Raw genomic sequence first — 20404 nt, 5'->3', positions numbered from 1 at the left:
GCCGGGACCGCCGGGCTCAGCCGAGCGTGATCAGCGGAGCCCCGGCGGCGACGGAGGTGCCGGGGGAGACGAGGACGGTCCCGACGACACCGCCGACCTCCGTGCGCACCTGCATCTCCATCTTCATCGCCTCCAGCACCGCGACGACGTCACCCGCGGCGACCTCCTGCCCGGGCTCGACCCGGACCGCGACCACGGTGGCGTCCATCGGCGCGGTGGGCGGTCCGCCGGCTGCCGCGCCTGCGGTGCTTCCTGATCCGCTGTCGCGTGAGGGGCGTTCCGACGGCGCGGCAACCACCCCGGGCCGCTGAGCGCGTCCGTAAACCGCGATCTCGACGGGCCCGCGGTCCGTGGCGATCCGGACCAGCCGGGCGGGCACGGCGTTCGTGCCCGAGGTGTGCGGGGCGGGGGGAGCGGCAGGAGCCGTGGCCGGTTCCGGCACCCACTCCCGTTCGACGGATCCCGTGTCGTGCCTGCCTTCCGTGAACGACGCCGATTCGAGGATCGTGCGCAGGTACGGCGCGGTCGTCGGCGGACCCGCGACCCGCAGTTCGCCCAACGCGCCCACGAGCCGGCGTCGCGCGGTGTCGCGGTCGGCGCCGTGGGCGAGGACCTTGCCGAAGAGCGAGTCGTACATCGCCGGCACCGCGTCGCCGGTCTCGACACCGAAGTCGTTGCGGATCCCCGGACCCAGCGGCAGCGTCAGGCCGGTCACGGTGCCCGGCGCCGGCCGGAAACCCGCCGACGGATCCTCGGCCGCGATGCGGGCCTGGATCGCGTGTCCGCGCACCACCACGTCGTCCTGCGTGAACGGCAGCGGCTCACCGAGCGCGACCCGCAGCTGCGCCGCGACGAGGTCGAGGCCGGTGACCAGCTCGGTCACGCCGTGCTCGACCTGCAGCCGGGTGTTCATCTCCAGGAAGAAGAACTCGCCGGTCTCCGGCAGCACGAGGAACTCGACCGTGCCCGCGCCGACGTAACCGACCTCGCGCGCCAGGGTCACGGCCGCCTCCCGCAGCGCGGCGCGCACCCGATCCGGCAGGCCGAACGCCGGCGCCTCCTCGATGAGCTTCTGGTGCCGGCGCTGCACCGAGCAGTCCCGGTCGGCGAGGTGGACGACCGTGCCGTGCGCGTCGCCGAACACCTGCACTTCGACGTGCCGCACCGGCTGGAGGTAGCGCTCGAGGTGCACCTCCGGCCGTCCGAACGCGGCGCCCGCTTCCCGCCCGGCCGCGGCCATCGCCTCGGCGAGCCCGCCGGCGGACGTCACGACGCGCATGCCCCGCCCGCCCCCGCCGAACGAAGCCTTGACCACCAAGGGAAAGCCGATCCGGTCCGCCTCGGCCGCCGCCTGCTCGGCCGTGAGATCCGCGGTGCCGGGCGGCACCGGCACGCCGCACTTCCGGGCCACCGCGCGCGCCGCGACTTTGTCGCCCATCCGCGCGATGACCTCGGCGGACGGCCCGACGAACGTCAGCCCGGCCGCGGTGACTGCCTCGGCGAACCCGGCGTCCTCGCTCAGCAGGCCGTAACCCGGGTGCACGAGGCTCGCACCGGCCGCCTTCGCCGCACCCAGCACCGCGTCGACGTCCAGGTAGGACGCTCGCGCGGGCGGCGGTCCGATCCGGTGAGCTTCGTCGGCCAGCCGGACGTGCAGCGCGCCGGCGTCCGCGTCGCTGTGGACGGCGGCGGCTCGCAGACCGAGTTCGTGGCACGCGCGGATGATGCGAACGGCGATCTCGCCGCGGTTCGCCACCAGGACGGTCGCCTCTGGCATGTCGGTTTCCCTCACGTCCGTGGTGTCGCTGCACACCCGTCTTGGGGGTTCCGTCGCGGACGACGAGCACCCCGTGGAGAACTGTCTACCAACCAGTCGTCTGATAGTCTAGGGTCGGCTCCGGGGACGGACCACCCGATCCCGGCCAGGGGAGGTCCCGTGACGACGAGGAGCACCGTGCGCGACGACTCGGGTGGCGACACCGCCGAACCGGCCGAGGTCACGATGGCCGACCGGCTCGCCGTCCTCCGCGAGAAGCAGGCGGCCGCCCACGCCAGCGGCGGGCCGGAAGGCCTGCGCCGGCACCGGGAATCCGGCCGGCTGCCCGTGCGGGAGCGGATCGAGCTGCTCGTCGACTCCGGCTCGTGGTTCGAGATCGGCGCGCTCGCGCTGCCGGAGCTGCGCCGTGAAAAGCCGATCCCCGGCGACGCCGTGGTGACCGGGTTCGGGCTGCTCGACGGCCGGCGCATCGGCGTGATCGGCATCGACTCCTCCGTGGTGGCCGGCACGACCGCCCCCATCAGCATGCGCAAGCAGGGCCGGCTCATCGAGCACGCGCAACGCCACGGTTTCCCCCTCGTCCTGCTGTGCGACGCCGACGGCGGCCGGATGCCGGACGTCTCCGGCTGGCGCTTTTCCGGTCTTCCCTTGGACTTCACCACGTTCCTCAAGCCGCCGCCCGGTCAGCCGGTGGTGCCGAGAGCCGCGGCCGTGCTCGGTCCGAGCTACGGCGACTCCGCCCTGCACGCCTCGACCGCCCACTTCGTGGTGATGGTGCGCAGCGGGTCGATCGCGCTCTCGGGTCCGTCGGTCGTGGAGCCGGCGATCGGCGAGAAGGTCACCGACACCGAGCTCGGCGGCCCGGCCGCGGCGACCGAAGCGGGCAACGCGCACCTCGTCGTGGAGACCGAGGCCGACGCGATGGACGCCATCGCCGCGTTCCTGTCCTACCTGCCGCAGAACTCGACGCTGAAGCCGCCGCTCGCTCCGCCGCGCCCGCCGGCCCGGGACCCGCGTGAGCTCGAGTCGATCGTCCCGCTCGGCCCGCGCTCCGGTTACGACATGCGCGACGTGTTCGCGTGCATCGCCGACGAGGCGAGCGTGCTGCCCTGGGCCGACGGCTGGGGGCCGAGCCTCCTGTGCGCACTCGCCCGGATCGACGGGCGGCCGGTCGGGCTCATCGGCAACCAGCCGATCGTGCGCGCCGGGGCGCTGGAGCCGCCGACGCTGGCGAAGGAGCGGACGTTCGTGAAGCTGTGCGACACGTTCGGCCTGCCACTGGTGTTCCTGCACGACGTGCCCGGTCTCATGATCGGCACCCAGGCCGAGCGCGGAGGCATCCTGCACGGCTACGAAGGGCTCGTGTCCGCGATCGCCGAGGCGACTGTGCCGAAGGTCGGAGTGGTGCTGCGCAAGGCCTACGGTGGTGGGCACTTCGCGATGGGCGGGCGCCCGACCAAACCGGACTTCCTCTACGCGTGGCCGAGTGCCGAGCTGGGGTTCATGGCGCCCGAGACCGGCATCCGCACGATCCACCGGCGCCGGCTGGAACGCGTGCTGGCCGAGGAAGGCCCCGAGGCGCACGCGGCGCTCGTCGCCGAGCTGACCGAGGAGTGGATCAGCGAGGCCGAGCCGTGGGAGGCCGCCGCGCACCTGTCGCTGGACGACGTCATCGAGCCCGCCCGCACGCGGGACGTCATCGCGACGAGCATCGAGATCGCCTCGGGAGGACTTGCGTGAGCACCTGGAATCCCGCTGCGGCCCGCACCTTGCGGGTCGAGGTCGACGACACCGGCGACGGCGAGGGCGCGGTCGCGGTGCTCACCATGGACACCCCGGGCAAGCTCAACGCGATGGGCCGCGAATTCTGGCCGGAGTTGCGGGAAGCGTTGGCCCACTTGGCCTCCGACGGCCGCACGCGAGCCGTGATCATCACCGGCGCGGGTGACAAGGCGTTCTCGGCCGGCGGCGACATCGCGAGTTTCGCCGACCTCACCGACGTCGTCGCCAAGCGGGAGTTCCAGCAGGACTGCATGCGCACCTTCGCCGCGGTGGAGGAGTCGCCACTGCCGATCGTCGCGGCCGTGAACGGGTTCGCCCTCGGCGGCGGGTGCGAGCTGGCCCTGGCGTGTGACGTGGTGGTGGCCGCCGAGACGGCGACGTTCGGGATGCCGGAGTGCGGTGTCGGGTTGGTCCCGGGGTTCGGGGTGCTGCGCGCGCCCTCGGTGATCGGGCGGCACTGGACGAAGCTCATGATGTTCGGCGGCGAGCGGGTCGACGCGCCCACGGCGCTGCGGATCGGCCTTGCGCAGAAGGTGGTTCCCGCCGCCGAGCTGATGAGCGCCGCACGCGAGCTCGCCGGGCGGTTCGCGTCGATGGCCCCGCTCGCCGTGGCCAGCGGCAAGAACCTGGTCAACCGCGGCGTCGACCGCGGCGAGTTCGACCACTCGACCGCCGCGCTCACCACCCTGCACGCCACCGCGGACGCCGCGGAGGGCATCGCCGCCTTCCTCGGCAAACGGCCGCCCAAGTTCGAGGGCCGCTGATGACCGCCCACCCCGACCCGTTCGTGGCGCTGATGCGCCGCTACGTCAACGACTACACCAACCGCCACGATGTCTCCGTGTGCGCGGAGATCATGGAGCCCGGCTACGTCCTGCGCATGGGCCCGCACGAGGTCGCCGGGCGCGACGACGCGTACATCCCGGCGGCGCAGCGGCAGTTCGAGCAGTATCCCGGGCTGTGCCTGACGGTCCACTCGATCGTCACCGACGGCCGGAAACTGGCTCTGCGGTTCTCCGAACACGGCCGGCGCGCCCGCGATGGACAGGTCGCCGTGTGGACGGGCATCGGGCTGTACCGCTGGAACGGCCGCCGGCTGGAGACGAACTTCGTGGAGCAGGACTACCTGTCCCGCCGCCGTCAGCTGAGCTCCGGGAACCCGTCTCCGGTCGACCCGCCCGCACCGGCGCCGTGGGACACCGAAGCCGAACCGGCGAACCCCGCCGCGGAATCCCTCGTCCGGCACTGGATCGCGTCCGGCGGGGCCGTACAGCCGCAGGACTCCCCGGCCGCGGTCCGCTTCGACGACGGCGACGCCGGGCCCGCGTTGCTCACCGACGTCACATCGAGGATCGACGAGCTGTTCTCCGCGGGCGAGCACGTCGCTTTCCGGATCACCGCCACGGGCGCCTACGCCGGCGGGCTCGGCCCCGACGGCGGTGAGGCGGCCGTCGGCACGCCCGCGACCCTGCACCTCGTCGGTCTGGTCTCCGTCGAGGGCGGCCGGATCGGCGGCTGGATCGTCCGCGACCGGCTCGGGCTGGCCCGCGGTCTCGCGCAGCCGGCCGCCGCCGGCTCCTGAGAGGACACCCATGTCTGCCACCGAAAACCCCGCCGTCCCCGACGATCTGCTCGAGCCGTCGGCGAGCGCCGACCCCTACCCCGTCCTCCGCGAGCTGCGCGCCGCGGACCCGGTGCACTGGAGCGAGAAGCACCGCGCGTGGCTGCTCACGCGCTACGAAGACGTCTCGGCGGCGTTCCAGAACAAGGCGTTCTCGAGCGACCGCGTCCGGCCGCTGCTCGCCGCGCGCGCCGAGCGGCCCGACCAGCCGGAGGCGACGACCGCGGTGCTCGCGCTGATGGCGAGCTGGATGGTCGTGTCCGACCCGCCGGCGCACACCCGGCTGCGCAAGCTCGCCGCGGGAGCGTTCAAGGGCCAGGGGATCGCGCGGATGGACGGCATGATCACCCGGATCGTCGACGAGCACATCGACGGCTTCCTCCGCGGCTCCGGCCCGCAGGACCTGATCGAGCACATCGCGTATCCCTTGCCCACCACCGTGATCGCCACGATGCTCGGCGCGGCGCCCGAGGACCGCGATCGCTTCCGCGAGTGGTCCGACGAGCTCGCGCTGGTCGCGTTCGGCGCCGGCGGCACCGCGCGGGCCGAACGGCACGAACGGGCGTTGCGCGGCCTGCGGGAGATGGACTCCTACATCCGCGAGCTCATCGCGAAGCGCCGCACCGACCCGGGCGAGGACATGCTGTCCGCGCTCATGGCGCACGACGGCGACGCCGACCACCTCTCCGACGACGAGCTCGTGGCCATGTGCGCCCTGCTGCTGTTCGCCGGCCACGAAACCACGACCAACTCCATCGCCAACTCCTTGCTGGCCCTGCTGCGACGGCCGGACCAGCTCGACCGGCTGCGCCAGGATCCGGCGCTGATCGGTCCCGCGGTCGAGGAGCTGCTGCGGTTCGACGGGCCGATCAAGGTCCTGATCCGCTGGGTCGTCGCGGAGACCGAGGTCGGGGGACGGACGATCGCGCCCGGCGAACGCGTGCACCTCGTGCTGGCCGCCGCCAACCGCGACCCGGCGAAGTTCACCGACCCCGACGCGCTGGACCTCGGCCGCGCCCCCAACCCGCACCTGGCGTTCGGCAAAGGCATCCACGCCTGCATCGGCGCGCAGCTCGCGCGGATGGAGACGCGGATCGCGGTGGGCCGGATTCTCGCCCGCATGCCCGAACTCGCGCTCGCCCGCGATCCACAGTGGAAGGCGAGCCTGGCGTCGCGGGCCATGGAGACGCTCCCCGTCACGCACGGCGCCGGGAGGATCTCGTGAAGATCGGCCAGGTGCCCGACGTCTGCCAGGGCCACGCGCAGTGCTACATCATCGACCCGGAGCTGTTCCCCCTCAACGACGACGGCTTCTCCGGTGTCGCCGCGGAACAGGAGGTGCCGCCGGGGGAGGAGGACACCGCCGAGATGGGCGTCGAGGCGTGCCCGGTCGCGGCGCTGCGGATCCTGCCGTGAGCGCGCTGGACGTCCTGTTCACGCCGGTGCGGGTAGGCCGGCTGACGTTCGGCAACCGGCTCGTGATGGCACCCATGGGCACGTGCCTGGACCAGGGCGGCTACATCACCGACGACACCGTGGCCTACTACCGGCGCCGCGCCGAGGGTGGCGTCGGCGCGATCACCGTCGAGGGCTGCCTGGTTTCCGCGGACACGGTCGGGCCAGAGCCGCGCCTGTGCGCGCCGCAGTTCGTGCCGGGGTTGCGGCGGATCGTCGAGGCGGTGCGCCCGCACGGATCCGTGGTGGGCGTGCAGCTCATGCACCCGGGCCGCCAGGTGGTCGCCGGCCCGTCCGTGGCGCCGTCGCCGGTCGCGCTGAACTCGGCCGCGCCCACCCCGCACGAGCTGACCGCGCCCGAGATCGAGCGGATCGTCGCCGACTACGCGCAGGCGGCCCGGTTCGCGGCCGAGGCGGGGTTCGACTACCTGGAGGTGCACGGTGCGCACGGGTACCTGCCCTCGAACTTCCTGTCGCCCCGGCACAACCTGCGCACCGACGGCTACGGCGGGAGCCTCGAAAACCGTGCCCGGTTCTCGCTCGAAGTGGCGCGCGCGATCGTCGCGGCCGTGGACCTCCCGCTCGTCTGGCGGCTCAACGGGACCGACGCCGAGCCTGGCGGGTTCGACCTGGACTCGGCCGTCGCGGTGGCGAAAATGCTGGAGGCCGCGGGCGTCGCGTCGATCTCCGTGTCCTCGGGCACCTGGCTGACCCTGCACGAGACGCTGGCGCCGATGGCGGTGCGGCGCGGCCACATGCGCCCGCTCGTCCAGGCCGTGCGCCAGGCCGTGTCGGTACCGGTGATGGCCGTCGGCCGGCTGGACGACCCGGCGCTGGCCGCCGAGATCGTGGCTTCCGGCGACGCGGACCTGGTGCTGCTCGGCCGCGGATTGATCGCCGAACCGGACTGGCCGGACCTCGTGCGCGCAGGCCGGCTGGGCGAGGTGCGTCCGTGCATCGCGTGCAACGCGTGCGTGGACCTGGTCGGCCGCGGCGAGCGGGCGCGATGCTCGGTGAACCCGGAGGTGGGCCGCGAGCTCACGTGGTCCGTCGAGCCCGCCGCGGCACCGCGAAACGTGATGGTGGTCGGCTCCGGGCCGTCGGGGCTGGAGGCCGCGCGGATCGCCCGGCTGCGCGGGCACCGCGTGTCCGTGTGGGAGGCCGACGACGCGCTCGGCGGCAAGCTGTCCGTGGCGGGGGCGGCGCCGAGCAAGCGGGAAGTGTTGCGGTTCCGGGATTTCCAGGCTCGCCGGCTGGTCGAGCTGGGGGTCGAGATCCGCACGTCGGCACGAGTCTCCGCGGGGACGGTGGCCGAGGAGCGGCCGGACGTCGTGGTCGTCGCGACAGGCGCGGTTCCGTTGGTGCCGCCCGTGCCCGGCATCGACGGGCCGGACGTGTACGACGCGCAACGGCTGCTACGCGGGGAGATCGAGGTGGTGCCAGGGACCCGGCTGGTGGTCGTCGGCGGCAGCGCCACCGGGTGCGAGACCGCGGAGCTGATGCGGGCCCGGGGCGCCGAGGTGACGATCGTCGAGATGCGCGGGAGCATCGGCCGCGGCATCGAGGCGATCACGCGGCGGCAGCTGGTGAAACAGCTGCGCCACGACGGTGTCCGTGTCCTCACCAAGGCCGTGGTCGTCGGGATCGAGCCGGGCTCCGTGCGCTGGCGCCCGGCCGCCGAGGACACAGTCGACACCGCGGCCGACGAGATCGTCGAGGCCGATCTCGTCGCGCTGGCCATCGGCTGGCGCGCGACCGGCCCGCAGGTCGCCGCGGAGCTCGCGGCCGACGGCGTCGACGTCCGCATCCTCGGTGACGCCGAAACCCCGGCGGATTTCGTGCGCGCGATCAACGCCGGCGCGGACACGGGGCTCGCCGTCTGAGTGCCGGTCGCTCGCCGACGGTAGCGTGATCGCCACCCGCCGGGACCACGGCCGGTGGTTGACTAATCGGTCGTTTGGTAGATTGATGGTTTCGAAAGGTCCGCTCGTGCCCAGTGCGCCCGGCGGCGAAGCTCACGAATGAGGGTGGTCCGGGTGCGGCAGCCGGCGGGCAGGGCGGAGCGACGCGGCGGTGGTTCGCGCAAACCCCGTGAGGAACGGTGGGCGGAGCTGTTCGCCGTCGCCACCGAGGTCTTCTACGAAAAGGGCTACGAAGGCGCTTCGCTGCAGCACATCGCCGACCGGCTCGGGCTGCTCAAGGGGAGTCTCTACTACTACATCCACTCGAAGGAAGACCTGCTCTTCGAGGTCATGAGCGAGGTCCACCGCCAGGGCCTCGCCAACATCGTCGAACTGGCGAGCCGGCCGGGTGACCCGTTGCAGCGCCTGCGCAACGTGGTGATCGGGCACGTCGACCACATGTGCAGCAACCTCACGGGGACCACCGTGTTCCTGCACGAGATGGCGGCGCTGCCGGAGGAACGGCAGGCCGAGATCCTCGGCGGCGAGCACGCGTACCGCTCGGTGTTCCTCGACCTGGTCCAGAAGGGCAAGGCCGAAGGCCTGGTGCGCGCGGACATCGACCCCAAGCTGGCGAGCCTGTCGATCCTCGGGTCGGTGAACTGGGTGTACCGCTGGTTCCGGCCCGGGGGAGAGTTCACGCCGAAGCAGATCGGCGAGCACTTCGCCGACCTGATCGTCCACAGTCTCGCGGCTGACGGCGTGCTGCCGTCCGAAAAGCCCGCCAAACCCAAGCGGGGCAAGGAAACCACGGCGTCGGAAAGCTGACTCGCCGCGAGCCGGGTGGTCCCGGCCCGCAGCGGTGAGTGTCAGGCGTCGAGGAATTTCCGCAGCGCGGCGTCGAACCGCTCGGGCTGCTCCAGGAACGGGCAGTGCGCGGCCTTCTCGATGATCTCCAGCCGGGATCCGGCGATGTGCTCGTGCAGGTAAGGCGCGTTGCCCGCCGGCACCGCGACGTCGTCCGCGCCGGTGATGACCAGCGTCGGGACCTTGATGAGCTCCAGCGCGTCGCGGTAGTCCTGGATGATGAAGTCCCACGACGCCAGCGCCATCGCCGCCTGATCGCAGTGGCGCATCTCGGCCAGTGTGGCTTCGCGGTCCTCAGCCGAAAGCGGGGCGGCGAAGAACGCCGGCAGCAGACTTTCCGCCGCGGCGCCGAAGTCGCTGCCGACCAGCCCGACCCAGCCCAGCAGGCCATCGAGGTCCGCGAAGCCCAGGTCCCAGCCCTCGGACTTCAGCAGCTTCGGGCTCGCGCCGACCAGCGTCAGCGTGCGCAGGCGGTCGGTGCCGAACAGCTCGACGTACTGCAGAGCCGTGGACCCGCCGCCGGACCAGGCCACCAGGTGCACCGGCTCGTCGCCCGTCCACGCCACGACCTCGGCGAGATCCGCCGCGAGCCGCGCGGTCCGCTGACCGCGGGTGGTCTTGTCCGACTCGCCCTGCCCGCGCGGGTCGTAGGACACGACCCGGAACGAGGCGGAGAGTGTCTCGAACTGCTTGCGGAACCACCACGTGGAGACGCCCCAGCCGGGCAGGAGCAGCAGGGTGGGGCCGGCTCCTTCGTCCCGGACGTGCAGCCGGGTGCCGTCGCGCATCGTCAGGTCGGGCATCGTTGCCTCACTCGAATCTACCGGTCGTTTGGTGGCCGAGCTTAGCAGTGGCCCGGGCCACATCCAAGACGGACGCGGCGCCCGCTCGGGTCAAAAGCCCAGCGAGCGGCCGATGATCTCTTTCATGACTTCGGTGGTGCCCGCGTAGATGGTCTGGATCCGGCTGTCGGTCCAGGCCCGGGCGATGGGGTACTCGGCCATGTAGCCGTAGCCGCCGTGCAGCTGCACCCCGCGGTCGACGACACGCTGGCACAGCTCGGTGGTCCACCACTTCGCCTGCGCCGCCTCGACGACGTCCAGTTCGCCGCGGCTGTGGGCGAGCAGCAGCCGGTCGACGTAGGACTGCGCGATCTCGGTCTCGGTTTTCATCTCGGCCAGCACGAACCGGTTGTGCTGGAACGAACCGATGGGGCTGCCGAACGCCTCGCGGCTCTTCGCGTACTTCACGCACAGCTCGTAGGCCCGGCGCGCCTGCGCGGTGGCCTGCACGGCGACGGCGAGGCGCTCCTGGCTGAGGTGGTTCATCATCAGGTAGAAGCCGCGGCCCTCTTCTCCGAGGAGGTTGGCCGCCGGCACGCGGACGTCGTCGAAGAACAGCTCGGCGGTGTCGGCGGCGTGCTGCCCGACCTTGGCCAGCTTCGCGCCGCGGCGGAACCCCGCGCGGTCGGCCTCGACGACCAGCAGCGAGATGCCCTTGCGGCCCGCCGCGGGGTCGGTTTTCACCGCGGTGATGACGAGGTCGGCGTTGAGGGCGTTGGTGATGAAGGTCTTGGTGCCGTTGACGACGTAGTGCTCGCCGTCGCGCACGGCTCGCGTGGTGATCGCCGCGACGTCGGAACCCGCGCCGGGTTCGGTCATCGCCAGCGCGAGGATGGTCTCGCCGGCGACCACGCCGGGCAGCCAGCGGGCGGCCTGGTCCGCCGCGCAGTGGTCCACGAGGTAGGGCAACGCGATGTCCGCCTGCAGCGACAACCCGAGCCCCGCGCCCAACACGTCCGCGGCGGCCAGTTCCTCGTTGAGGATGGCGTTGAAGCGGAAGTCCGCACTGCCGCCTCCGCCGTGCTCCTCGGGTGCGGAGATGCCGAGCAGCCCGACTTTCCCGGCGGCGCGGAACAGCTCGCGGTCGACGCGGCCGGCGGCTTCCCAGCGTTCACGGTGCGGAACCACCTCGGTCGCCACGAACCGCCGGACGCTGTCCCGGTACGCCTCGTGTTCGGCGTCGTACACCGCGCGCTGCACCGCCCCACCCCGCTTCTGTCGGCTGGGGCGAAACTACCTGACGTCTGTTTGGTGAGTAAAGGCGACGACTGGTGCGTGCCGGCGGGGACGAGCGGGGTAGGCGGGCCGGTGTTCCCACAACGAGAGCCCGCTTACCCCGCGCGCCTTCCGCCGCGAACTCGCCGAAGGTGCCCGAGCGCACCCGCGGCGGGGGACCCGCGGTGGCTCGCCGTCCGCGTCCGCGGCGCCCGGGGGAAAGCGGCGCGGACGCGGACGGGGGTCACTTCGTGGCGATCTTCTGCCCGACCAGGATCAGGTCGGCATCGGGGACGTACGCCGAGTTCAGCTGCTGCAGGTGCTGCCAGCCACCGGCGATGCCGGTGCGCGCGGCGATGCCCGACAGGGTGTCGCCCGCGACGACGGTGTAGTCGCCGTTGGGGTTCGACCGCGTCGCGCCGGCCGCGGGCGTGCTCTTGACCTGCGGTTTCGCCTGCTGCTTGACCTGCGGCTTCGCCTTGGCCTTGAGCTGGGTCTTCGCCTGGGGCTTGGCCGCCTTGGCCTTGCTGCGGCCGGTGGCGGCGCCACTGTCGGCGGACCCGGTGCTCAGCTGGCCCGAGAACGAGCCGAAGCCGGCCGGGCCGGAGCCGGTGCTGCACTCCCACGGCGCCGAACCCGACCTGGCGTAGATCCGGTCCGCGACGACCTGCTGCTGGGCGGGGGAGGCCTTGTCCGCGGTCGGGGCGAACTGGCCGCCACCGTTGGCGAGCCAGGTTCCGGTCACGATCTGGAACAGACCGGCCGGGCGTCCGGCGCGCTGGCCGGCCGCGGTGTTGTTGACCGCGGTCGGGTTGCCGGAGCTCTCGCACTTGACCAGTCCGGCCTGCCCGGGGAAGGCGTTGGCCGTGCCGGCGCTGACGAGGCCGATGCCGCCGAGCGCGGCGCTCGCGAGAGCCGCGGTCGCGCCGGTGCGTTTCAGGACGGTTTTGGTGTGGCTGGGTTTGCTGTGTCGCCCCACGGGGGTGGGCTCCTTCGTTTTCACACCGCGCACCCGGCTCCGCGGCCAGGGGAGGGCCACGTCTGCCGGAGTCTCGCGGTGGCTTCCGGCCGCTGATCCTCGGGGGTGGATCGCAGGTCACCGCGAAAGCACGAGAAGGTTAAGAACAAGCAACGACATGTGTACAGACTCCGTGGGAAGCGACACAGATCATCAACGCGCGTAGTGGCGGGGCAACAATGTGTCATGTCAGATGGTGGCCAGTTGGTGAGTAGATCTTGGCTTTGCCCCAACGAAATCTGCTCGACGAGTTGCCTGTTCGACGCGGAACCGGTCTCGGAGAAAACTTTCCCACTTCGCACACAGTTCGCCAATCGGCACTAGTTTTCGACTCCGATGCGCTCGGGTGTCTCGGTTCGGCGGAACGCAGGCGGGCGTGGTGGATCTTGCGCCATGCTGATCACATGGAGTTCTCCGAGGTTCTGCGCCACCGCCGGATGGTCCGGGCCTACCGGCCCGAACCCGTGCCCGAAGACGTCCTGCGCCGCGTGGTGCGGGTGATCCGCCGCGCGCCGAGTGCGGGTTTCAGCCAGGGGCACCGGCTCGCGGTGATCACGGCGCCCGACGTCCGCGCCCGCATCGCCGAGATCGCCGAGAAGCCGTACCTCGACCTCGGCCTCCCGGCGTGGATCTCCGAGGCGCCCGTGCACATCGCGGTCGGGATCCGGGAGGCGTCCTACCACGAGCGCTACCAGGAAGCCGACAAAACCGACGACGACGGCGCGGAAGGGGAGTGGACCGTGTCCCGTACTGGTGGTTCGACAGCGGCGCGCTGCTGTCGCTGCTGCAGCTCGCCGCCACCGACGAGGGCCTCGCCACGGGCTTCTTCGGCCCCGGCGAGCGGGCCCAGTTCGAGGCGGTCCACGCCCTCACCGGCTTCCCCGAAGACGTGTCGCTGACGGGCGTCCTGACGCTCGGCTACTCGGCCGAAGACCCGGGCGCGCCGCCGAGCGGCAGTGCGGGAAAGCGTCAGAAGCTGCCGCTGGACCAGCTGATCACCTGGCAGAGCTGAGCCGTCAGATCAAGTTCAGGCCACCGTCGACGGTCAGCACGGCGCCGGTCGTGTACGGGCTGTTCAGCAGGCTCAGCACGGCGGCCGCCGCGTCTTCGGGCGCGCCCAGTCGGCTCAGTGGCGCCCGCTCGCCGACGGTGTCGCGCAGGTCCGTCCAGTCGTGGGTGAGCGGGGTGTCGATGTAGCCGGGGGCGATCGCGTTGACGCGGATCTCGGGCGCCAGCGCGACCGCGAGCAGCTTGGTCAGGTGGATCAGCCCGGCTTTGCTGACCGCGTACGGGATCGAACTGCCGCTCACGGTGAGCCCGGCCACCGACGCCACGTTGACGATCGCGCCGCGCGTCGCTCGCAACGCGGGCGCCGCGGCGCGCGAAAGGTGCCAGGGACCGAGCAGGTTGACGCCGAGGACCTGGTCCCACCATTCGTCCGGCACGGCGTCGAGGTCCCGGTGCGGGATCTGCCGCGCGATGCCGGCGTTGTTCACGACCACGTCGAGCCGGCCCCACCGCTCGACGGCAGCGGCCACCAGCTTCGGCGCCACCCCGGGGTCAGAGATGTCGCCGTCCACGTACACGGCGTCCGGAAGCTCCGCGACGAGCGCGTCGCCCGCCTCGGGTTTGCCGAAATCGTGCACCACGACGCGGTGCCCCTGCCTGGCCAGCGCGCGGCACACGGCGGCGCCGATGCCCCCGGCCGCGCCGGTCACCAGCGCCACCGGGCTCTTCGTCGTCACGTGACGGCTCCCTTCGTTCTCGCCCCATTGTAATGCGCCGACTGTTGACTGACTCGGTCAGTCAATCAATACTGGGCCCGTGCGAGGGAGAGTGCCGGCGCGGCCGGTGGGGGAGATCGCCGAGGCTGCGGCCCGGGTGTTCATGGCCAAGGGCTACCAGGCGGCCGGGGTGTCCGACGTGTCCGCGGCCCTCGGGCTGAGCCACGGCGCGGTCTACACCTATGCCAAGAGCAAGGAAGCGTTGCTGTACCTGGCTTTGCTGCGCCTGATCCGGCCGGACGCGGTGGACACGCTGGCCACTCCGGTGCCCACGCCGACGCCGGAGGAGATCGTGGCGCTGATCGACGGCTGGGCCGCCGACGACAGCGGCCTCCCCGCGCTGGCCGCGTCCGCCGGCCGGAGGCAGCGACCCGTTGCCGACGAGCTCGGCGCGATCGTCGACGAGCTCTACGGCTTCATCGAACGCAACCGTCACCTGCTCGCCCTCGTCGAACGATGCGCGGCCGACCTGCCCGAGCTCGCGCAGTACTACTTCGTGCAACGGCGCCGCGGCATGCTCGACACCCTCGCCGACTACCTCACCCGGCGGATCCGCTCCGGCGCGCTGGGCGCCGTCCCCGACGTGCCGGCCGCGGCGCGCTTCATCGTCGAGACCATCGCGTGGTTCGCCTGGCACCGCCTCGGCGACCCCGACTCCGCCCGCCTCGACGACGACGCCTGCCGTGCCACGGTCCGCCATCTGGTGCTGGCCGCGTTCGTACCCCGTCCCTCGTCCTGACGTGAAGGTCGAGATGTCCTTCGCAGCAAGGGAAAGTCCGCGAGGGACAGACCGGCCGTCCATGCCTGCAGTGTTCGTGCCCCGTCCCCGTCCTGACCGGAAGGCGAGAAGCCATGCATGACACGGGAAAGCTCGAAACCGACAGGCCGGCCGCCCGAGCCGAGCGGCTGGCGTGGCGCCCGGTACTGGCGGTGGTCGCCGTGGCCGGAGTCGTGCACCTGGCGGTGGCGGCGCGCTTCGGCTGGCACCGCGACGAGTTCTACTACGTGGTCTCCGGCCGGCACCTCGCTTGGGGCTACCCGGACCAACCGCCGCTGACGCCGTTGCTGGCGCGGCTGGCCGCCGACCTGCCGGGTGGTGTCCTGCCCCTGCGGCTGCTCGCGATCGCCGCGCAGCTGGGATGTGTCCTGCTGGCCGCCAAGCTCGCGGCGGAGTTCGGCGGCCGCTCTCGTGCTCAGACCATCACGGCCGCGGCGATCGCGGCGTGTCCCGTGTTCGTCGCCGGCTCGATGTTGTTCGGCACGACGGTCACGGACCAGCTGGCCTGGGCCGCGGTGTTCGTCGCGGTGGCGAGGGCGCTGCGGTCGGGCACCGTCCGCGCGTGGCTCCTGGCCGGCGCGGTGACCGGGATCGGGCTGGAGAACAAGTACACCGTCGGAGTGCTGCTGCTCGGTGTTGTCGTGGGGTTGGCCCTGTTCCGGCGCACTGTGCTGCGGACACCCGGGCCGTGGCTGGCCGGTGCGCTGGCCGCGGTGCTGGTCGCGCCCAACGTGGTGTGGAACGCGCAGCACAGCTGGGCGCAGTTCCGCATGGCCGGCGTGCTCTCGGCCGAGCAGGGCGGGCCGCTCGGGGCGCTGCCGAACGTGCCGCTGCTGCTGCTGGTGCTCGCCGGCCCGCCGCTGATCGCCCTGTGGATCTTCGGGGTGCGGTGGCTGGCCGGGAACCGTGATCACCGGTGGGTGCTCGTCGTCGCGGTGACCGCCGTGGTCGTCTTCACCGCGGGCGGCGGCAAGAGCTACTACGCGGCGCCGGCCTTGATCGGCCTGTTCGCCGCCGGCGGGGTGTGGGCCGAAACCCGGTACGCGGTCACCCCACGGCGATGGCGGATCGCGATCGCGCTCTCGGGGGTGTTCGCGGTGCTGATCGGACTGCCCGTGTTGCCGGTGAGCGCGGAACGCGTGTTCGCCTCGGTCAACCCGCAGCTGGTGGAGACTTACGGCTGGCCCGATTTCGTTCGCCAGGTCACGGCCGTGGCCGACACCCTGCCGCCCGGCTCCAGCGTCTTCACCAGCAACTACGGCGAAGCCGGCGCCCTGACCCTCCTCGGCCCCGACGCGGGCCTGCAGCTGCCGGTTTCCAGCGCCCACAACGGTTACCTCCTGTGGGGCCCGCCCGCGGGCACCCCGGACACCGTGCTGTGCGTGGGGGAGTGGGGCCCGGACTACCTGCGCCGCTTCTGGTCCGACGTCCGCGAGATCGCGCCCATCACCACCCCCGGCGGCGTCGCGAACGAAGAAACCACGAACCACGCGGCGATCTACCTGTGCCGCCAACCCCATGGCACCTGGGCGCAGCTGTGGCCGGGACTCAGCCATCTCGACTGAGCGTCTCGGCGGCCGCAGCTGGGCGCGGTGACGCGCGAGCGTCTCTCCGGGATGGGGGCTGACCGCCGATAAAACGACAGTGGTGTAGAAATACTACATCGTTGTCGAAGATCTGGGCTTCCGGGGAAGGCGGTCTGCTGCATGAATCCGTTGAGCGCGACGTCGTGGCTCTCGAGCCTCGGCGCAGCGGGGGTGTTCCTCGTGCTGTTCGCCGAAACCGGTTTGCTGGTCGGGTTCTTCCTGCCCGGTGACTCGTTGCTGTTCACCGCGGGGCTGTTCTGCACCACCAGCGCCACGGCGACCGTCCACCTGTCTTTGCCGCTGGTGCTGGTGGCCGCGGTCGCCGGTGCGCTGCTGGGGGCGCAGACCGGGTTCGTGCTGGGCCGGCGCGGGGGCCGGGCGTTGCTGGCGCGGACGGGCAACGCGCATCTGCATCGGGGGATGAGCCGGGCCGAGGAGTTGTTCACGCGTTACGGCCATGCGAAGGCGATCGTCCTGGCCCGGTTCATCCCGGTCGTGCGGACTGTGCTGAACCCGCTCGCGGGCGTTCTCGACGTGCCCGCGCGGACGTTCACGCTGTGGCAGGTCCTGGGCGGGCTGTTGTGGTCGGTCGGGGTCACGGTCGCCGGGTATCTTCTCGGGGCGAGCGTCCCAGGGATCGACCAGTACCTGCTGCCGATCATCGCGCTCGTGGTGATCGTTTCGCTGATCCCGCTGGCGCTCGAGGTTCTCCGGAGCCGCAAGCAGCGCCGCGACGCCGGGTCCTGATGTTCTCGTCGCACGACAAAGGAAAAACGAAGTGAGCGCGATCGACCTCGGCCAGTCCGTGATCCTCGGGATCGTGGAAGGCCTGACCGAATTCCTGCCCGTGTCCTCCACGGGCCACCTCAAGATCGCCGAAGGACTGCTCGGCATCCCCGTCGACGAGCAGTCCGTGGTCGGGTTCACCGCAGTGATCCAGGTCGGTGCCATCGCCGCGGTGCTGGTGTATTTCTTCCGCGACATCGTGCGGTTCGCCGCCGCGTGGGGTCGCGGGCTGGTCAACGCGCGGGCGCGCCAGGAGCACGACTACAAGTTCGCGTGGTGGGTCATCCTCGCCACGATCCCGATCGTCGTCGCCGGCCTGCTGTTCCAGTCTCTGGTGAAGGGGCCGCTGGCGTCGTTGTGGGTGGTCGCGATCTCGCTCATCGCGGGCAGCGGGATCATGTGGGCGGCAGACCGGTTCGGGACGGGCAAACGCGGTGAGGCCGAGTCCACGTTCGCCGACGCGATGCTGGTCGGCTCGTCGCAGATCCTTGCGCTGCTGTTACCCGGGTTTTCCCGTTCCGGCGCGACGATCTCGACCGGTCTGCTGCGGGGCCTGGACCGGGTCGCGGCCACGCGGTTGTCGTTTTTCCTGTCGATCCCGGCACTGACCGGCGCCGGCCTGTACGAGCTGAAGGACGCGCTCGGCGGCGGCCTGGACGTGCTGCCGCTCGTGGTCGGGACGGTCGTGTCGTTCGTCGTGGCCTACGCCACGATCGCGTGGCTGCTGAAGTTCGTCGCGGGGCACACGTTCACGGCGTTCGTGATCTACCGGCTCGTGGTGGGGGTCGCGCTGCTGGCCGCGCTGACCTCGGGCGTGCTGTCGGCCTGAGCCGCGCCGGGCCGGCGTGGGGGTCAGGAAGCGCGGATCCGGCGGGCCGGAGTGTGTCGGCGGTGGCCCAAGCCGAACGTCTCGGCGTACAGCGCCAGCAGTTGTTCCGTGGCCGTGTCCCACCCCGACCCGGCGGCGTGGCGGCGTGCCTCGGCGCGGTGGTCGGCGCTCAGCAGCGCGCGGGCGTGGGCGGGCAGGTCGGCCGGCCGGTCGACGGGGAAGAACTCGGCGGCCGTGGTGCCGGAGAGCGTCGAGCGCGCTGCGGGGCTTTCGGCGGCGAGCACAGGCAGGCCGCTGGCGAGGGCCTCCAGCAGCACGAGGCCGAGAGTGTCCGTTGTGGACGGGAAGACGAACAGGTCCGCCAGGCGGTAGGCCTCGGCGAGCGCGTCTCCGTGGAGCATGCCGGTGAAGACCGTGCCCGCCGGCAGCGTGCGTTCGAGGTGGGCGCGGGCCGGGCCGTCGCCGACGAGCACCAGGCGGAAGCCCTCGGCCAGTGGCGCGAGCCGGTGCAGGCCCTTCTCCGAGGCCAGCCTGCCGACGTAGAGCGCGACCGGGCGCCCGTCGGTGTGCCGGCTCGATGCGGGGCGGAAGCGCTCGAGGTCGACGCCGCGCGGCCACAGGTGGACCCGCTCGATGCCGTGGCGCGCCAGGTCTTCGACCGACGCGCTCGACGTCGCGAGGTTGAGGTGCGCGCGCCGGTGCAGGGCTCGAAGCAGTGTCCAGATCAGCGGCACGGCCGCGCCGAGCCGGTAGTGACGCGCGTAGCTGGCGACGTCCGTGTGGTACGAAGCGACGATCCGCCGGTCCTGTTTCCGCGCGGCGAGTAGCCCCGCGACGCCGAGCAGCACCGGGTTGACCAGGTGCACCACGTCGGGGTCGAACTCGCGCAGGTGGTCGGCGACGCGGGGGAGCGGCAGGCCCCATCGTTTGCCGCCGTAGAGGAACTTCGCACCGACGGTCGGGACGGTGCGAACCCGCGCGCCGGCGAGGCCGCTCGGGCCGCCGGCTTCCGGGGCGATCACCAGCACGTCGTGGCCCCGCGCGTGCAGTTCGCGCACGGTGGCGACGAGCCTGGTCACGATCCCGTCGGTGGACGGCAGCCACGTCTCGGTCACGAACGCGATGCGCACCGCGTCACCGGGTCCGTCGCCCGGCAGCCCGCGACGCGCCCACGAGCGCCGCGATCACCAGCAGCAGAGCGAGACTCACGGGGCCGGTGCCCGCTCCGACGCCGCCTCGCTCAGGCCCGACGCCGAGCCAGTCGGCGAACGAGGCGCCCAGCGGCCGGGTCAGGACGTAGGCGGCCCAGAACGTCGCGACGGACCCGAGGCCCGCGAACCGCCGGGCCAGTGGCGGGACGGTGATGACGACCGCGAACACCAGTCCCGAGCCGAGGTAGCCGAGGCGCAGCGTCGTGGCGGTGAGGTCGCCGAGCGCGGTGCCGAGCGCGAAGGTCGTGCCGACGGCGAGCCAGTACCACGCCTCGCGCCGCGGCGTGGTGATGTCGTGAATGGACAGAGTGTGTTCGAAGCGGTGCCACAGCAGGAAAACGACGGCAAGCGCGACCGCGAACACGCCCGCCGACACCGCGTAGGGCACGCCGAAGCCGACGTGGGCCGCGTCGGCGGCCATGGTGCCGAACACGCTCACCAGCACCACGGTCGTCCAGTACAGCCACGGGCGGTACGCGCGGGACCGGAACTGCGCGGTGAGCGCGCCGGCGAGCACGAGGCCCGCCCCGGCCACCGCGATCACGGGATCCACGGTGTGGGCGAAGAAATCACTTGTCGTCTCGCCGACGCCGGTCGTGAGCACTTTGATCACCCAGAACAGGGTGGTGACTTCCGGGACCTTGCTCGCGGTGCGGTGCCCGGCACGAGGACCGCCGCCGCTCAGTTCCGCTGTCGTCATGGGGAAATCCTCCCAGGTGCCGAGTTTCTTCCCGACACCGGAATGATTGTTCCTTCGATGTTCTCGATGATTGTTTTGCCGGTTTACCGCTTGCGGAAAAATTGCTTCCGGAAAACCTTCCGCTAACCTTCAAGACGGTATCTTGTCGCCGGTTTTCGCTGCTGTATCCGGAAAGTCATTTCACGCTTTGTTCTTTCCGGCGTTTCCCGGAGTCCTCTTCCGGGGCTTGGAATACCCCGGGCGCCGCAGCCG

General features: G+C 71.8%; 19 protein-coding genes and 1 pseudogene. 13 read left to right on the top strand and 7 right to left on the bottom strand.

Going from position 1 to position 20404, the window contains the following annotated elements; translation table 11 throughout:
* Positions 1-16 precede the first annotated feature (16 nt).
* The gene (locus AB0H62_RS13940; protein WP_220242101.1) at positions 17-1777 is read right to left on the bottom strand and encodes a biotin carboxylase N-terminal domain-containing protein; all 1761 of its coding nucleotides are present in this window, start codon (positions 1775-1777) and stop codon (positions 17-19) included.
* A gap of 159 nt (positions 1778-1936) precedes the next feature.
* Here AB0H62_RS13940 and AB0H62_RS13935 point away from each other — a divergent pair, with 159 nt between their 5' ends.
* The 7 genes from AB0H62_RS13935 (at position 1937) to AB0H62_RS13905 (ending at position 9364) form a co-directional block, all read left to right on the top strand.
* Positions 1937-3517 carry a carboxyl transferase domain-containing protein gene (locus AB0H62_RS13935; RefSeq protein WP_360586224.1) on the top strand — a complete coding sequence of 527 codons (1581 nt, stop codon included), beginning with the start codon at positions 1937-1939 and terminating at the stop codon, positions 3515-3517.
* On the top strand, positions 3514-4323 hold the full coding sequence (locus AB0H62_RS13930; protein WP_360586222.1) for an enoyl-CoA hydratase-related protein: 810 nt from the start codon (positions 3514-3516) through the stop codon (positions 4321-4323). The genes AB0H62_RS13935 and AB0H62_RS13930 overlap by 4 nt, the downstream gene beginning before the upstream one ends.
* Positions 4323-5141 (top strand): nuclear transport factor 2 family protein, encoded by an 819-nt coding sequence (locus tag AB0H62_RS13925; RefSeq protein WP_360586221.1) that lies wholly within the window; start codon positions 4323-4325, stop codon positions 5139-5141. The genes AB0H62_RS13930 and AB0H62_RS13925 overlap by 1 nt, the downstream gene beginning before the upstream one ends.
* 10 nt (positions 5142-5151) lie before the next feature.
* Positions 5152-6405: a cytochrome P450 gene (locus AB0H62_RS13920; protein WP_360586219.1), complete on the top strand. Its 1254-nt coding sequence runs from the start codon at positions 5152-5154 to the stop codon at positions 6403-6405.
* Positions 6402-6596, top strand: coding sequence for a ferredoxin (locus AB0H62_RS13915; RefSeq protein ID WP_220242096.1), 195 nt, complete (start codon positions 6402-6404; stop codon positions 6594-6596). The genes AB0H62_RS13920 and AB0H62_RS13915 overlap by 4 nt, the downstream gene beginning before the upstream one ends.
* Positions 6593-8518, top strand: a complete 1926-nt coding sequence (locus AB0H62_RS13910) for an FAD-dependent oxidoreductase (RefSeq protein ID WP_220242095.1) — start codon at positions 6593-6595, stop codon at positions 8516-8518. The genes AB0H62_RS13915 and AB0H62_RS13910 overlap by 4 nt, the downstream gene beginning before the upstream one ends.
* Positions 8519-8671: 153 nt before the next feature.
* On the top strand, positions 8672-9364 hold the full coding sequence (locus AB0H62_RS13905; RefSeq protein WP_360586217.1) for a TetR/AcrR family transcriptional regulator: 693 nt from the start codon (positions 8672-8674) through the stop codon (positions 9362-9364).
* 41 nt (positions 9365-9405) lie between these two features.
* Here AB0H62_RS13905 and AB0H62_RS13900 read toward each other — a convergent pair whose 3' ends face one another.
* From AB0H62_RS13900 to AB0H62_RS13890, 3 genes are all read right to left on the bottom strand, one after another.
* Positions 9406-10206, bottom strand: a complete 801-nt coding sequence (locus AB0H62_RS13900; RefSeq protein WP_360586215.1) for an alpha/beta hydrolase — start codon at positions 10204-10206, stop codon at positions 9406-9408.
* 90 nt (positions 10207-10296) lie between these two features.
* Positions 10297-11445, bottom strand: coding sequence for an acyl-CoA dehydrogenase family protein (locus tag AB0H62_RS13895; RefSeq protein ID WP_360586214.1), 1149 nt, complete (start codon positions 11443-11445; stop codon positions 10297-10299).
* A 259-nt stretch (positions 11446-11704) separates the two neighbouring features.
* Positions 11705-12439, bottom strand: coding sequence for a transglycosylase family protein (locus AB0H62_RS13890; protein ID WP_220242091.1), 735 nt, complete (start codon positions 12437-12439; stop codon positions 11705-11707).
* Positions 12440-12882: 443 nt separating this feature from the next.
* On the opposite strand from AB0H62_RS13890, the pseudogene AB0H62_RS13885 reads away from it, so the two are divergent.
* A pseudogene (locus tag AB0H62_RS13885) lies at positions 12883-13062 on the top strand (nitroreductase family protein); the annotation flags it as partial.
* 149 nt (positions 13063-13211) lie between these two features.
* Positions 13212-13490, top strand: coding sequence for a hypothetical protein (locus AB0H62_RS13880; protein WP_360586670.1), 279 nt, complete (start codon positions 13212-13214; stop codon positions 13488-13490).
* A 4-nt stretch (positions 13491-13494) separates the two neighbouring features.
* Here the strand turns inward: AB0H62_RS13880 and AB0H62_RS13875 are convergent, their stop codons facing one another.
* Positions 13495-14223, bottom strand: coding sequence for an SDR family oxidoreductase (locus AB0H62_RS13875; protein ID WP_255638184.1), 729 nt, complete (start codon positions 14221-14223; stop codon positions 13495-13497).
* 79 nt (positions 14224-14302) lie between these two features.
* Here AB0H62_RS13875 and AB0H62_RS13870 point away from each other — a divergent pair, with 79 nt between their 5' ends.
* The 4 genes from AB0H62_RS13870 (at position 14303) to AB0H62_RS13855 (ending at position 18241) form a co-directional block, all read left to right on the top strand.
* The gene (locus AB0H62_RS13870) at positions 14303-15001 is read left to right on the top strand and encodes a TetR/AcrR family transcriptional regulator (protein WP_220242089.1); all 699 of its coding nucleotides are present in this window, start codon (positions 14303-14305) and stop codon (positions 14999-15001) included.
* A 113-nt stretch (positions 15002-15114) separates the two neighbouring features.
* Positions 15115-16605, top strand: coding sequence for a glycosyltransferase family 39 protein (locus AB0H62_RS13865; RefSeq protein ID WP_360586211.1), 1491 nt, complete (start codon positions 15115-15117; stop codon positions 16603-16605).
* Positions 16606-16746: 141 nt separating this feature from the next.
* Entirely contained in the window at positions 16747-17373 is a 627-nt protein-coding gene (locus AB0H62_RS13860) for a DedA family protein (protein WP_360586209.1), read from the top strand.
* A gap of 31 nt (positions 17374-17404) precedes the next feature.
* Positions 17405-18241: an undecaprenyl-diphosphate phosphatase gene (locus AB0H62_RS13855; RefSeq protein WP_360586207.1), complete on the top strand. Its 837-nt coding sequence runs from the start codon at positions 17405-17407 to the stop codon at positions 18239-18241.
* Positions 18242-18264: 23 nt separating this feature from the next.
* Here the strand turns inward: AB0H62_RS13855 and AB0H62_RS13850 are convergent, their stop codons facing one another.
* Both AB0H62_RS13850 and AB0H62_RS13845 read right to left on the bottom strand, forming a co-directional pair.
* The gene (locus AB0H62_RS13850; RefSeq protein WP_360586205.1) at positions 18265-19371 is read right to left on the bottom strand and encodes a glycosyltransferase family 1 protein; all 1107 of its coding nucleotides are present in this window, start codon (positions 19369-19371) and stop codon (positions 18265-18267) included.
* A 4-nt stretch (positions 19372-19375) separates the two neighbouring features.
* The gene (locus AB0H62_RS13845; RefSeq protein ID WP_360586203.1) at positions 19376-20152 is read right to left on the bottom strand and encodes a hypothetical protein; all 777 of its coding nucleotides are present in this window, start codon (positions 20150-20152) and stop codon (positions 19376-19378) included.
* Between the last annotated feature and the right edge of the window lie 252 nt (positions 20153-20404).

The organism is Amycolatopsis sp. NPDC050768 (assembly GCF_040654155.1).
Taxonomy (GTDB): Bacteria; Actinomycetota; Actinomycetes; order Mycobacteriales; family Pseudonocardiaceae; genus Amycolatopsis.
Note: the sequence above shows the minus strand (reverse complement) of the source record. Positions and strands in the feature narration are given on the sequence as shown.